The organism is Amycolatopsis keratiniphila subsp. keratiniphila (genome assembly GCF_001620365.2).
In the GTDB taxonomy this organism is placed as follows: domain Bacteria; phylum Actinomycetota; class Actinomycetes; order Mycobacteriales; family Pseudonocardiaceae; genus Amycolatopsis; species Amycolatopsis keratiniphila.
In genome coordinates this window covers 1-14,186 of the sequence record NZ_LQMT02000007.1, presented here as the reverse complement: position 1 = coordinate 14,186, position 14,186 = coordinate 1, and the positions used below count along the sequence as shown (strand labels likewise).

At 68.7% G+C, this 14,186-nt stretch carries 13 protein-coding genes; 12 read left to right on the top strand and 1 reads right to left on the bottom strand.

The annotated features are described in order from the left end of the window. Positions 1–50: 50 nt before the first annotated feature. On the bottom strand, positions 51–482 hold the full coding sequence (locus tag AVR91_RS04440; protein ID WP_063272944.1) for a VOC family protein: 432 nt from the start codon (positions 480–482) through the stop codon (positions 51–53). A gap of 101 nt (positions 483–583) precedes the next feature. Between AVR91_RS04440 and AVR91_RS04435 the strand changes: the two genes are divergently transcribed. The 12 genes from AVR91_RS04435 to AVR91_RS04380 all read left to right on the top strand — a co-directional run bounded on the left by AVR91_RS04435 (position 584) and on the right by AVR91_RS04380 (position 14,141). After that, positions 584–1,240: a GntR family transcriptional regulator gene (locus AVR91_RS04435; protein WP_063272945.1), complete on the top strand. Its 657-nt coding sequence runs from the start codon at positions 584–586 to the stop codon at positions 1,238–1,240. Continuing rightward, entirely contained in the window at positions 1,237–1,524 is a 288-nt protein-coding gene (locus AVR91_RS42670; protein ID WP_063272946.1) for a hypothetical protein, read from the top strand. Before AVR91_RS04435 ends, AVR91_RS42670 begins: the two co-directional genes overlap by 4 nt. A 143-nt stretch (positions 1,525–1,667) precedes the next feature. Then, positions 1,668–2,981 carry an ABC transporter substrate-binding protein gene (locus AVR91_RS04425; RefSeq protein WP_063272947.1) on the top strand — a complete coding sequence of 438 codons (1,314 nt, stop codon included), beginning with the start codon at positions 1,668–1,670 and terminating at the stop codon, positions 2,979–2,981. Beyond that, the gene (locus AVR91_RS04420; protein ID WP_063272948.1) at positions 2,981–3,937 is read left to right on the top strand and encodes a carbohydrate ABC transporter permease; all 957 of its coding nucleotides are present in this window, start codon (positions 2,981–2,983) and stop codon (positions 3,935–3,937) included. The genes AVR91_RS04425 and AVR91_RS04420 overlap by 1 nt, the downstream gene beginning before the upstream one ends. Further along, entirely contained in the window at positions 3,930–4,769 is an 840-nt protein-coding gene (locus tag AVR91_RS04415; protein ID WP_063272949.1) for a carbohydrate ABC transporter permease, read from the top strand. The genes AVR91_RS04420 and AVR91_RS04415 overlap by 8 nt, the downstream gene beginning before the upstream one ends. Positions 4,770–4,801: 32 nt before the next feature. Further along, entirely contained in the window at positions 4,802–6,133 is a 1,332-nt protein-coding gene (locus tag AVR91_RS04410) for a GH1 family beta-glucosidase (RefSeq protein ID WP_063272950.1), read from the top strand. A gap of 219 nt (positions 6,134–6,352) precedes the next feature. Beyond that, complete coding sequence (locus AVR91_RS04405; protein ID WP_063272951.1) at positions 6,353–7,828, top strand: amidohydrolase family protein; 1,476 nt, start codon at positions 6,353–6,355, stop codon at positions 7,826–7,828. Continuing rightward, on the top strand, positions 7,825–8,967 hold the full coding sequence (locus tag AVR91_RS04400; RefSeq protein WP_063272952.1) for a M20 family metallopeptidase: 1,143 nt from the start codon (positions 7,825–7,827) through the stop codon (positions 8,965–8,967). Before AVR91_RS04405 ends, AVR91_RS04400 begins: the two co-directional genes overlap by 4 nt. Positions 8,968–8,998: 31 nt before the next feature. Continuing rightward, positions 8,999–9,883 (top strand): hypothetical protein, encoded by an 885-nt coding sequence (locus tag AVR91_RS04395; protein WP_063272953.1) that lies wholly within the window; start codon positions 8,999–9,001, stop codon positions 9,881–9,883. Beyond that, positions 9,880–10,986: an o-succinylbenzoate synthase gene (gene menC / locus AVR91_RS04390; protein WP_063272954.1), complete on the top strand. Its 1,107-nt coding sequence runs from the start codon at positions 9,880–9,882 to the stop codon at positions 10,984–10,986. The genes AVR91_RS04395 and menC overlap by 4 nt, the downstream gene beginning before the upstream one ends. A 76-nt stretch (positions 10,987–11,062) precedes the next feature. Further along, positions 11,063–12,733, top strand: coding sequence for a PucR family transcriptional regulator (locus AVR91_RS04385; protein ID WP_063272955.1), 1,671 nt, complete (start codon positions 11,063–11,065; stop codon positions 12,731–12,733). Between the two features lie 139 nt (positions 12,734–12,872). Beyond that, positions 12,873–14,141: an MFS transporter gene (locus AVR91_RS04380; RefSeq protein WP_063272956.1), complete on the top strand. Its 1,269-nt coding sequence runs from the start codon at positions 12,873–12,875 to the stop codon at positions 14,139–14,141. The last annotated feature ends 45 nt before the right edge of the window (positions 14,142–14,186 follow it).

Sequence of the window (14,186 nt, the reverse complement as noted above, 5' to 3'; positions counted from 1 at the left end):
CTGCGCTAGACGCAATGAAGGAGTCCTTCACGGACTTGCGCGCCCCTCGGTCAGGCGGCGAAGACCTGCGAGTCGTCGGCGAAAGCCTTGAACTCCAGCGCGTTGCCTGCGGGGTCCAGCAGGAACATCGTCCACTGCTCACCGGTCTGGCCTTCGAAGCGGACGTAGGGCTCGATCACGAACGAAGTGTCCGCGGCGCGAAGCCGATCCGCGAGCTTCTGGAACTCCGGGACGCTGAGGATCAGGCCGAAATGGGGGACGGGCACGTCGTGACCGTCGACGGGGTTGTGGATCCGCTGCGGCCGCTCCGGCGCGAGATGCGTGACGAACTGGTGGCCGTGGAGGTTCCAGTCGATCCACGTGTCGGAGCTGCGGCCCTGTTCGAGGCCGAGGACTTCACCGTAGAAGGTCCGCGCGGCGGACAGGTCGTCGACGGGCATGGCGAGGTGGAAGCGCGGGATGGGGGAGTCGAGGACGGTCATTCCGAGGGATCCTTTCCGGCGGGACGAGCACTTGTCACAATGTTAACATTAGGACAAAGTGTCGGGTCGCTACGATCGGGCGTCCCGGCGGAAGGATGAGGATGAGCGAACCCGGCAGGGTGGTGCCGGCGCGTCGTCGCGGGCTGGCGGACGAGGTCGCCGACAGGGTCAGGGACGCCATCTTCGGCGGCGCCTATCCGCCCGGCGCGCAGCTGCGCGAGGTCGAGCTTTCGGAGGCACTCGGGGTCAGTCGAGGTCCGGTGCGCGAGGCGCTGCTGAAGCTGGAGCGCGAAGGCCTGGTTCGCAGCGAATGGCATCGCGGCGCGATCGTCACGACGCTGTCCGATGTGGACGTCGCGGAGCTCGACAGCCTGCGCTCGACGCTGGAACAGCTCGCCGTCCGGCTGGTGGTCGCGAACGCCCCGGAGGCGGAGCTGGCCGCGATCGACGAGGTCGTCGACCGGATGGACCGGGCCCGCGACGAACACGAGATGGTCCGCTGCGACATCGACTTCCACGACGCGGTCTATGCCGCTTCCGGGCATCGGCGGCTCGTCGAGGCGTGGCAGGCGATCCGGTCCCAGGTGTACCTGTTCCTGCTGACCCGGATCGGCGTGAGCTCCGACGGCTATCTCGCGAACATCCCGGCCGAGCATCGACGGCTCGCGTCCGCGCTTCGTGCCCGTGACGCGGAGAAGGCGCTCGAACTCTTCGCCGTCCACCGCGGCGAGGCCTTCGACGTGCTGACCGGTAAGTGACCGTGCTCGATATCCGGTTCAACGACCTGGCCGCCGCCGCACTCGGCCCGTCGGACGCGCTACCGCTCGACCGGTTGGCGCCGGGGCAGCGGGAGATGATCGCCAAGGCGGCGCCGGTCCCCGTCCGTTGTGTCGTCGGCGCCAACAGTACGAACGGGACGTTCCGGTTCCACCGTGCCCGGCCGGGGGAGTCCTGGCTTCACGACGACCTGGACGCCTATCGTATGGAGAAGTTGATCACCGTCGATCGCGGTCCCGCGACCCTGGGCGGAACCCCCTGGTGAACGATACGGTGCCGAGGCGGACGAAATGGTGCCCCGGGTCTTGACGGCAAGGTGGGCCACGGCTTAACTCAAGCCCTGAAATAAGGCGTGTCCCGGGTCACAGGCTCCGGACGCGGCTTGGCCACTCACCCCGAGGACCATCGATGCGAATCGGAAAGATCGCTCCCGCGCTCGTCCTGGCGCTGGCAGCCGCCGCCACGACGGCGTGCGGCGGCGGCGACACGGCGTCCAGTGCTCCCAAGGAGCTCGTGTACTGGGCGTCCAATCAGGGCACCAGTCTCGACAACGACAAGGCCGTCCTGCAGCCCGAACTGGACAAGTTCGAGAAGGCCTCCGGGATCAAGGTCAAGATCGAAGTCGTCCCGTGGACGGATCTGCTCAACCGGATCCTCGCGGCCACCACCTCCGGCAAGGGCCCGGACGTGCTCAACATCGGCAACACGTGGTCGGCCTCGTTGCAGGCGACCGGGGCGTTCCTGCCGTTCGACGACGCCGCGCTGGAGAAGGTCGGCGGGAAGTCGCGGTTCCTCGGCCCGTCGCTGGCGGCCACCGGGGCGAGCGGACAGCCGCCGGTCGGCGTACCGCTCTACGGCCAGGCGTACGGCCTTTACTACAACAAGAAACTCTTCGCCGAGGCCGGTATCACCAAGCCGCCCGCCACCTGGGAAGAGCTCGTCGAAGACGGCAAGAAGCTCACCAAACCCGACAAGGGCCAGTGGGGGCTCTCGCTCCAAGCAGGCCAGGTCACGGAGAACAGCCACCACGCCGCGATCCTCGGCGCCCAGCACGGCGCGCAGTTCTTCACCGCCGACGGCAAACCGCAGCTCGCGTCGGATCCGTCGGTCGCGGCCGTGCAGCAGTTCGTCGACCTGATGCAGAAGGACAAGATCGTCAACCCGGCCAACGCCGAATACGCCGACACCGCCAAATCGCTCAAAGACCTGTCCGACGGCAAGGCCGCGATGTTCATGAACCAGGCTTCCGCGGGGTCGTTCAAGAACATCGGGATGGACATGGCGAACCTCGGCGTCGCGCCGATCCCGCTGCCGGCCACCGCGCCGCCGAACGGGCGGAAGGTGACCAGTTTCGTCGCGGGCATCAACATGTCGGTCTTCAAGAACACCAAGAACCCCGACGCCGCCTTGGACTTCGTCAAGTTCATGGTTTCGGCACCGGAGCAGGCGCTGCTCAACAAGACCTACGGTTCGCTGCCGACCGTCCAGGACGCCTACAGTGACGCGGCGTTCCAGACCGAGGACGTCAAGGTGTTCCAGAACGTGCTCGCGAATTCGGCCGAGCCGATGCCGCAGGTCCCGCAGGAATCGCAGTTCGAGACCCTGATCGGCACCGCGATGAAGGGGATGTTCGCCGACGTCGCGGCGGGCAAGCCGGTCGACGGGGCCAAGATCCGGGACCAGCTGAACCAGGCGGACCAGCAGATCGCGGCCGGTGGTTGATGCCGACCGCGCTCGACGACGCCCCGGCCGTGAAGGCGGCCGGGGCGCCCAAGCCGAGGCGTGCCCGGCGTGACCGGCGCCGGGTCGCGCTGCCGTATCTGCTCCTGCTGCCCGCGATCCTGCTCGAACTGCTCATCCACCTGATCCCGATGGTCGCCGGGCTCGTGATGAGCTTGTTCAAGCTCACGCAGTTCTACATCCGGGACTTCTCGTCCGCCCCGGCGGCCGGGCTGGACAACTACAAGTTCGTGCTGGACTTCGACGCCGCGGCGGGGAAGTCGCTGCTCGGCTCGTTCTGGATCACCGTCCTCTACACCGTCCTCTCGGTCGGGTTCTGCTGGCTGTTCGGGACGTCGGCCGCCGTGCTGATGCAGAAGAACTTCCGCGGCCGTGGCCTGCTCCGGACGCTGTTCCTGGTGCCGTACGCGCTGCCGATGTACGCCGCGGTGATCACCTGGTCGTTCATGTTCCAGAAGGACACCGGCCTGGTGAACGACATGCTGGGCACCGATTCCTTCTGGCTCATCGGGGACAACAGCTTCTGGTCGCTGGTGGTCGTATCGGTGTGGCGCAACTGGCCGTTCGCGTTCCTGATCGTGATGGCCGGGCTGCAGAACATCCCCGGCGAACTGTACGAAGCGGCCGCCATCGACGGCGCTGGCTGGTGGCGTCAGTTCCAGGCGATCACCCAGCCGATGCTGCGCCCGGTCAACCAGGTTCTGCTGCTGGTGCTGTTCCTGTGGACGTTCAACGACTTCAACACACCGTACGTCCTTTTCGGAGCGTCCGCGCCGAAGGAAGCGTCGCTGATCTCGATCCACATTTACCAGAGCTCCTTCGTGACCTGGAACTTCGGCCTCGGCTCGGCGATGTCGGTCCTGTTGCTGCTGTTCCTGTTGATCGTCAGCACCGTCTACTTGGGACTGACCGCACGCCGGAGGAACGCCGTTGTCTGAGCCTCGCTGGGTCCCGTGGGCCCGCCGATTCGTCCTCGGCTTCCTCGCCCTGTTCACCCTGATTCCGCTGTACGCGATGGTTTCGTCGTCGCTGAAGCCGCTCGGGGACGTGCAGGGCACCTGGGAGTGGGTCCCGACGACGCTGACCATCCAGCCGTTCTTCGACATCTGGGAGACCATCCCGCTCGCCGACTACTTCGTGAACAGCCTGGTCATCTCCGGTTCGGCGGCGATCCTCTCGGTGGTGATCGCGATCTTCGCGGCATACGCCCTGAGCAGGTTCCGCTTCCGCGGCAAGAACTTCTTCAAGATGACCGTGCTGTCCACACAGATGTTCCCCGGTATCCTGTTCCTGCTGCCGCTGTTCCTCATCTTCGTCAACATCGGCAACACCACCGGCATCGTCCTCTACGGCTCCCGGCTCGGGCTGATCATCACCTATCTGACCTTCTCCCTGCCGTTCGCCATCTGGATGCTCGCCGGTTACATCGACTCGATCCCCAAGGAACTCGACGAGGCCGCGATGGTCGACGGCACCGGGCCGTTCGGCGCGCTGATCCGGGTGGTCGTCCCGGCGGCCATGCCGGGCATCGTCGCGGTGGGGATCTACTCGTTCATGACGGCCTGGGGCGAGGTCCTGTTCGCGTCGGTGATGACCGATTCGGGCACGCGGACCCTCGCCGTCGGGCTCCAGGAGTACTCCACCCAGGTCCAGGTGTACTGGAACCAGGTCATGGCCGCGTCCCTGATCGTCTCCGTCCCGGTCGTCGCCGGATTCCTGCTGCTCCAGCGTTATCTCGTCGCCGGGCTCACCGCCGGTGCCGTGAAATGACCAGCCCGTCGCTCCGTACAGAGAGGTCCGCCTTGAATCTGCACCTGCCCGCCGATTTCCTGTGGGGTGCGGCCACCGCCGCGTACCAGGTGGAAGGCGCCGTCGACGCCGACGGCCGCCTCCCGTCCATCTGGGACGACTTCGTCCGGGTCCCGGGCGCCGTCGTGAACGGCGACACCGCCGACGTCGCGTGCGACCACTACCGGCGCTGGCCGGAGGATCTCGCCATCATGAAGCGACTCGGTCTGGACGCCTACCGTTTCTCCATCGCGTGGCCGCGGGTGATCCCGGCCGGCCGCGGGACGGTCAACGCGGCGGGTCTCGACTTCTACGACCGTCTGGTCGACGCGTTGCTCGAAGCCGGGATCCGGCCGTTCGCGACGTTGTTCCATTGGGACCTGCCGTCGGCGTTGAAGGGCGGCTGGCCCGAGCGCGACACGGCCTACGCCTACGCCGATTACGCCGCCGTCGTCGCGGCTCGGCTGGGAGATCGGGTCGCGGACTGGAACACCGTCAACGAGCCGCTCTGCTCGGCGTGGCTCGGCTATCTCGAAGGCCGATTCGCCCCTGGCGTCAAAGACCTCAAACAGGCCATCGACGCGTCGCACCATCTCCTGCTCGCGCACGGCCTCGGCGTGCAGGCGATCACCGCCAACGCCGCGCGGTCCGCGAACGTCGGTCTCGTGGTCAACCTCAGCGGGATCGAGCCCGCGTCGGATTCGGTGGCGGACGTCGAAGCGGCGAAACGGATGGACGGACACGTCAACCGCTGGTGGCTCGATCCGTCGAACGGGCGCGGCTACCCGGCGGACATGATCGAGGTCTACGGCGTCGAACCGCCTGTCGTCGGGAACGACCTGGAGGTGATCTCGGCCCCGGTCGGCTTCCACGGGCTGAACTACTACTTCCGGCAGATCGTCGAGGACGACCCGGACGGTCCCGCGCCGCGCGCCCGGCAGGTGCCGGTCGAGGGCGCGGCGACCACGGCGATGGGCTGGGAGATCCACGGGCAGGGGCTCGCGGACCTGATCCACCGGCTCGCCAACGAGTACGGTGCCCGCGCCATCTACGTCACCGAGAGCGGGGCGGCCTTCGACGACAAGGTCGCCGAGGACGGTTCGATCCACGACGCCGACCGCATCGCCTACCTGGAGGAACATCTGGGCGCGGTGGCCGGAGCCGCTGAAGCCGGGGCGCCGGTGAAGGGTTACTTCGCCTGGTCGCTGCTCGACAACTTCGAGTGGGACAGCGGGCTGAGCAAACGGTTCGGGCTCGTGCGGGTCGACTACGACACGCAGGTCCGCACGGTCAAGGCGAGCGGGCACCGGTACGCGGAGATCATCGCGGCACACCGTCGCCGCTGAGGGGTCCCGGTGTGTCATGAAAGGGCCGTTCNNTGAACGGCCCTTTCATGACACCCGACCCGGCCGGGTTCGCGGCATGGCCTCCCGTCGGGGCCGAGCCGGCAAGCGGTTCGTACGGGCGGATGGACCGAGGGGCCCGGATTCGTCGCGCGGTACGAACGGACGCCCGCGGAAACCTCCTAGGGTCGCCATGAACGAGGCGATCCTAGGAGGCGAAGTATGCGGACACTCTTGCGTGGCGGTCGTGTCGTCGATCCGGCGACGGGCTTCGACGGTACGGCCGACGTGCTGGTATCCGACGGGGTGGTCACCGCCGTCGGGGAGGGCTTGACCGCGGAGCCGGGCGACGTGGAGATCGACGTCCGCGGGCTCGTCGTCGGGCCGGGCTTCATCGACCTGCACAGCCACGTGCACACCATCGCGGGACAGCGGCTTCAGGCGATGGACGGGGTGACGACCGCACTCGACCTCGAAGCCGGCCTGATGCCGATCGAGCGGGCCTACGCCGAGGCGGCCGCGGCGGGACGGCCGCTGCACTACGGGTTCTCCGCGTCCTGGGGCGCAGCCCGGGCGCAGGTGCTCGCCGGGATCGAACCGGACGCGAACATCGACAGCGGATTGGCGGTACTCGGAAACCCCGTCTGGCAAAGGACTTCGTCGCCGAAGGAACTCGCCGCCTGGCTGTCGCTTGTGGACGGTGAACTGGCTGCGGGCGCGCTCGGCGTCGGTGTGCTCCTCGGCTATGCGCCCGACACCGACCCAGGGGAGTTCCTCGCGCTGGCCCGGCTGGCCAAGGAAGCCGGGGCGCCGACCTACACGCACGTCCGTGAACTGGTCGAGGTGAATCCGGCGACGCCCATCGACGGCTCGGCGGAGATCGCGATCGTCGCGGCCGAGACCGGCGCCGCGATGCACCACTGCCATGTGAACAGCACTTCCGGCCACCAGATCGAGCGCGTGCTCGCGGCACTCGAAGCAGGCCGCGCGGCCGGATCGCGGGTGACCGTCGAGGCCTATCCGTACGGGGCGGGCAGCACGGGGATCGGCGCGGCCTTCCTCTCACCCGAACGCCTGAAGATGAAGGGCTTGTCCCCGTCCAGCGTGATCATGCTGGAGTCGGGCGAGCGGATCGCCGACGAAGGCCGCCTGCTCCAGGTGCGTGCCGAGGATCCCGGCGCGCCGTGCATCCTGGAATTCCTCGACGAAAGCAGCCCGCACGACCTCGGCCTGCTGCACCAGGCGCTCGCGTTCCCGGACGCCATCGTCGCGAGCGACGCGCTGCCCGTGTACTGGAAGAACGGCACCAGCGAGAGCACCGAATGGCCGTTGCCGCCCGGCGGGGCGACGCATCCGCGTACGTCCGGGACGTACAGCAAGACGTTGCGGCTGATGGTGCGGGAGAGCAAGGCGTGGACGTGGCTGGAGGCGTTCCGGCGCTGCTCCTACCTGCCGGCGCGCGTGCTCGACGAGGTCGCTCCCGGTGCGGTGGCCAAGGGACGGCTGAACGTCGGAGCCGACGCCGACATCGTCGTCCTCGACCCGGAAGCCATCACCGACGCGGCGACCTACTTCGACCCGACCAGGCCTTCCGTCGGTGTGCGGCACCTGTTCGTCTCGGGGGTCCCGGTCGTCACCGACGGGAATCTGCGCACGGACGCGTTCCCCGGCAAACCGCTGCGGGGTGAACCTCGATGAGCGACCTGCTCGCCGACATCGAGACGCTCGTGCGCTGCGAGTCGCCGTCGTCGGACCACGAGGCGGTGGCCCGCAGCGCCGAAGTGGTGGCCGAGGTCGGCCTGAGGCTGCTCGGTGCGGAGCCCGAGCGGATCCTGGTGGAAGGCGTCACCCATCTCCGCTGGCGATTCGGTGACGGCCCGGCCCGGGTGCTGCTGCTCGGTCACCACGACACGGTGTGGCCCCACGGCTCGCTGGAGACACATCCGTTCTCGGTGCGGGACGGGGTGTTGCGTGGCCCTGGCTGCTTCGACATGAAGGCGGGCGTCGTGATGGCGCTGCACGCCGCGGCGACCGTGCCCGACCGCGACGGACTGTCCATTCTGGTCACCGGCGACGAGGAGCTCGGTTCGCCCTCGTCCCGCGCGCTGATCGAGGAGACCGCGGCGGGCTGTGACGCGGCGTTCGTGCTGGAGGCTTCGGCCGATGGCGGTGCGCTGAAATGCCGTCGTAAAGGCGTTTCCCACTACCGGGTCGAGGTCATCGGCCGCGCCGCGCACGCCGGGCTCGAACCGGAGAAAGGGGTCAACGCGGGAATCGAGATCTCCCACCAGGTCCTCGCCATCGCCGCGCTCGCCGACCCCGTGGCCGGAACGAGCGTGACACCGACCGTCGTCTCGGCGGGAACGACGGTCAACACCGTGCCCGCGGCCGCGAGTGTGGCCGTCGACGTCCGTGTGTGGGACGAGGCCGAGCAGCTCCGTGTCGACCGGGCCATGCGGGAACTCCCTGCCGTCCTGGAAGGAGCCGAGGTCCGGGTGACCGGCGGGATCAACCGGCCGCCGCTCGAAGCGGGCTCGTCCGCCGGATTGTTCGCGCTGGCCCAGGATCTGGCGGGCGATCTCGGTCTCGGGACCCTGACCTCCGCGTCGGTCGGTGGTGCCTCGGACGGCAATTACACCGCGGGGATAGGCGTTCCCACCTTGGACGGTCTGGGCGCCGTCGGAGGCGGGGCGCACGCGGATCACGAACACGTCGTCGTCGCGGAACTGCCGCGCCGCACCGCTTTGCTGGCCGCGCTCGTCGAGAACGTGCTCGCGAAACGGGATCCGTCCGGTGCGACGAATCGCGCGGGCGAATCTGGTACGGCACGACGGTGACTCGGCCGTCGTGCGGGGAAAGGATTGTCCCGTGACGAATCTTGCGACGAACGCGGAAAGCCTCGCGTCGGCGGAGGTGTGCGACGAAGCCGTCGCCGCCGCGCGGGCCGCGGCCGCGGCTTCGGGCGTCGAAATCCGCGAACTCACCGAAATCGCCGAGCTGGCCGCGGTGGTCGGCCTCTTCGAGTCGATCTGGCAATCGGCGCCCGGCGCGCGGCCGGTGAGCACGGAACTGCTGCGCGCGATGTCCAGTGCGGGGAACTACGTCGCTGGCGCCTTCGAGAACGGTGAACTGCTGGGGGCCTGTTTCGGGTTCTTCGGGAACCCCGGAAAGGGGAGCCTGCACAGTCACATCGCCGGCGTCGCCAAGGCGGGGGCCGGGCGCGGGATCGGGTACGCGCTCAAACTGCACCAGCGCGGCTGGGCGCTGCAGCAGGACGTCTCGGTGATCACCTGGACGTTCGATCCGCTGGTGCGCCGCAACGCCTATTTCAACCTGGGGAAACTCGGTGCGCGCCCGATCGGCTACCTACCCGACTTCTACGGTCCGATGGAGGACAGCATCAACGGTTCGGGTGACACCGACCGGCTGATGGTCGGGTGGGACCTGAAGAGCCCGGAGGTCCGTGCCGCGGCCTTCGGTGAACCCGTCCTGATCGACGCGGAGGCGCTCGGCGCGGTGAAGGCACTCTCGGTCGGCTCAGACGGCGGTCCGAGCATCGGATCCACCGACGCGCCGACCGTGCTCGTCGCCGTCCCGTCCGACATCGAACGGTTGCGTCGCACCGACCCCGGTCGCGGTACCGCGTGGCGCGCCGCCCTGCGTGAAGTCCTCGGTGGACTGATGGCGGACAACGCCAAGGTCGCCGGTTTCGATCGTGCCGGCTGGTACGTGATCTCGAAGGAGCAGTCGTGAAACTCAGCGGTGTGGAACTGCGCCGGATCCGGATGCCGCTCGTGGCCCCGTTCCGGACGTCGTTCGGAACGCAGTCGGAACGGGAACTGCTGCTCGTCCGCGCGGTGACCCCGGCGGGCGAGGGCTGGGGCGAATGCGTCGCGATGGGGGCACCGCTCTACTCGTCGGAGTACAACGACGCCGCCGAACACGTGCTGCGCACCTATCTGATCCCGGCCCTGCTGGCCGCGGAGGACGTGACCGCGTACAAGGTGACGCCGTTGCTGGCGAAGTTCAAAGGGCACCGGATGGCGAAGGGGGCGCTGGAGATGGCGGTCCTCGACGCCGAACTCCGCGCGCACGAGCGCTCCTTCGCGGCCGAGCTCGGGTCCACCCGCGATTCCGTGGCCTGCGGGGTGTCGGTCGGGATCATGGACTCGATCCCGCAGCTGCTCGACGTCGTCGGCGGCTACCTCGACGAAGGCTATGTCCGGATCAAACTGAAGATCGAGCCGGGCTGGGACGTCGAGCCGGTCCGTCAGGTGCGTGAGCGCTTCGGCGACGACGTGCTGCTCCAGGTCGACGCGAACACCGCGTACACCCTGGGCGACGCGCCCCTGCTGTCCAGGCTCGACCCCTTCGATCTGCTGCTGATCGAGCAGCCGCTCGAAGAGGAGGACGTGCTCGGCCACGCCGAACTGGCCAAGCGGATCCGGACACCGATCTGCCTCGACGAGTCGATCGTGTCCGCCAAGGCCGCCGCGGACGCGATCAAGCTGGGCGCGTGCCAGATCGTCAACATCAAACCGGGCCGCGTCGGCGGCTACCTCGAAGCACGCCGGGTGCACGACGTCTGCGCGGCACACGGGGTGGCGGTGTGGTGCGGCGGGATGATCGAGACCGGACTCGGCCGCGCGGCCAACGTCGCGCTGGCCTCGCTGCCCGGTTTCACGCTGCCGGGGGACACCTCGGCCTCCGGCCGGTTCTACCGCACGGACATCACCGAGCCGTTCGTGCTGGACGCCGGGCAGCTGCCGGTGCCGACAGGACCGGGACTGGGCGTGACTCCGATTCCGGAACTCCTGGACGAGGTCACCACGGAGAAAACGTGGATCGGTTCGTAGCGCACCACGAAATCCGGGGTTAGATTTGGTCGGATCGAACCAGTCGGTTCGGTGAGACCGGGTTTAACTTCGGGGGGTGCTGACACCGGTGCCCAGCAAGCCGCATACGAGCTTGGGACGCGTCCTCGAAGACCTCGGGGACGTGCTCCTGGAGCCGGTCGCGGTCGGCCGGACCACCCGCAAGCAGCTCGGCGGGGTGGTCATCCACGATCCGCACGACGAATCCGAAATCCCTGGCGGGGCCGTCGTGCTCGGCGTCGGGGTGCGGGACCGGGACGAAGTCGTCCGCCTCTTGCACGACGTGGGTGCGCGAGGCGCGGCGGCGCTCGTCGTCCGGTCTCCCGTCACCCCGGCGCCGGAACTCCGCCGTGCCGCGGACTCGTCCGGGGTCGCCCTGCTCGGGCTCGCGCGCGGCGCGTCCTGGGCGCAGCTCGCCGCCATGCTCCGGACCTTGCTCGCCGAAGAGGACGTCGGCGAGGTCTCGCCCCAGACACTCGGCGGAATGCCGTCGGGTGATCTCTTCGCGCTCGCCAACGCGATCGCCGCGCTCATCGACGCGCCGGTGACCATCGAGGACCGCAGCAACCGGATCCTCGCGTTCTCCGGGCGCCAGGACGAAGCGGATCCTTCCCGGGTCGAGACCATCCTCGGCCGTCAGGTGCCGGAGCGGTTCGCCCGCGGCCTGGAACGGGACGGCGTCTTCGAGCGGCTGTACCGCGACCACGCGCCCGTGTACGTCGATCCGCAGCGGTACGACGACAACGAGATCGCGATCCCGCGGGTGGCGCTCGCCGTCCGCGCCGGCGACGAGGTGCTCGGGTCGATCTGGGCCGCGGTGCGGGAACCGCTCAGCGAAGAGCGGACACAGGCATTGACCGACGCCGCCAAACTCGTCGCGCTGCACATGCTCCGGCTGCGGGCCGGCGCCGACGTCGAACGACGCCTGCGCGCGGACCTGGTGAGCACGGCGCTCGAAGGCGGCGCCGGCGCGCCGGAGGCGATCGCGCGGCTCGGGCTGCTCGGCCAGCCGTCGATCGTGCTCGCGATGGGCCTGCTCGGCACGCCCGATCCCGAGGACGACCTCAGGCTGGTCGCGGACCGCCAGCGGGTCGCCGACGCACTGGCCATGCACCTGAGCGCCGTCCAGCCTCGCTCGGCCGTCGCGCTGGTCGGCGACGTCGCCTACGGAATCCTCCCGATGCCTGGCGGGCACGCCGACTGCCAGGAGCGTTCGGTGCGGGTCGCGTCGACCTTCCTGGAGCGCACGGGACGCCGGGCGGCGGCCGCGATCGGCATCGGACCGCTCGCGCTCGACGCCTCCGGTCTGCACGCCTCCCGCGACGGCGCGGACCGGGCGTTGCGCGTGCTGCTCACCAACGGCGGCGCCAAACGCGTCGCGACCGCGGACGACGTCCACGTCGACGCGCTCATGCTCGATCTGGCCGATCTCGCCGCGGCCAGGGGTGACGTCGCGACAGGACCTGTCGCGCGGTTGCTCGCCTACGACGCGCAGCACCAGTCACAACTGGTGCACACCCTTCGATGCTGGCTCGACGCCTTCGGTGACATCGGAGCCGCGTCCGCGTCGGCGTACGTCCACCCGAACACCTTCCGCTACCGGCTGCGGCGTCTCGCGGAGGTCGGCGGGATCGACCTCGACGACGCGGGGGAGCGGTTCGCCGCGATGCTGCAGTTGCGGCTGCTGCCCCGTGACGCGCGGACCGGGCCGCCGGGCGCCGAAGACTGACGTTGGTCTCCCGGCCCGAAACGACGGCCGATGTTCGTGTGATCGCACGAACTCCGCTCGACGGCCGCGTTTCAGAATGAGTGATCGGCGCCACGCTCGCGCCGTTCTCCTTCTCTCCCACAGTTTTCGCGGAGGCGCCATGACGGCAGTGGTCAACGAGGACACCTGGACAGCACGGCGGATCAACCGGACGGCGCTCATCACGATGGTGGTGATGGTGTTCGCCTGGGCGGTCGACTACATCGACCGGTTCTCGATCGGGATGGCGCTGCCGATGATCGGCGCCGAATTCGAGCTCAGCAAGACCCAGCAGGGCTGGCTCGTCACCGTGTTCGCGCTGGTGTACATGGTCTGCCAGATCCCGGCGGGCTTCCTCGCCGACCGGTACGGCTCGCGGGGGCCGATGCTGGTCACGCTGCTGCTCTGGTCGGCGTTCACCGCGATGACCGGGATGGCGGGCACCTTCGGCATGCTGCTCGTCGTCCGCGGCCTTTTCGGTGTGTGCCAAGGACTTTTCCCGGCCGCCTCGTTCAAGGCGATCGCCGAACGGACCACCCCCGGCAACCGCGCGACGGTGACCGGCGTGATGCTGTCCGCCGGCGGCATCGGCGCCGGCCTGGCACCGTTGATCGTCGGCCCGCTGCTGATGGGGGTCGGCTGGCGGCACACGTTCTTCTGGATGGCAGGCGTCGGCGCGATCATCGGCGTGGTCGTCTGGACGCTGCTTCCCAAGGCGCTGCCGGAAAGGCTGAGCAGCCTCCCGCGCGACGAGGCGAAGACCCCGGAGGTCTCCCGCAAACAGGTGCTGAAGTCCTTTGTGGTCTGGAAGTTCACGCTGTTGTTCTGTGCCACGAACATGCTGAACTACGGCCTGATCACCTGGGTGCCCAGCTACCTGCTCGAGGCGCGGGGCCTGACGCTGAACCAGACCGGTGTGCTCGCGGCGATCCCGATGCTGGTGAGCATCGGCACCACCATCCTCGGCGGCTGGCTGTTCGACCGCTACTTCCACGACCACGGCCGGTGGTATCTCAGCTCGATCGCGCTGGTGACCGTGGTGCTGCTGATCCTGATGGTGTCCGCGGAGACCACGGCGGAGTTCACCCTTTACGAGACGCTCGCGCTCGCGGTGTTCGGCATGGCGACGATGGCCGTCTTCGGCCTGCCGCTGCGCGTCCTGCCCACGGCGGTCACCGGGATCGGCATGGGCGTGATGAACTTCGGCGGCCAGGTGGCGGGCGCGGTCGCGCCGGTGGCCATGGGCTGGCTCGCCGATGCCTTCTCCTACACCGCGGCGTTCGGTTTCCTCATCGGCACGACGTTCCTCACCGCCGTGATGGCGTTCTGGGTACCGCAGAACCCGGCGCAGTTCACGTTCTCCCCGGCGAGTGCCCGCTCGGCCCCGTGACCGAGCCGGATCGCTGAGCGCAGGCGTTGCGAAAGCCAGGCGGTC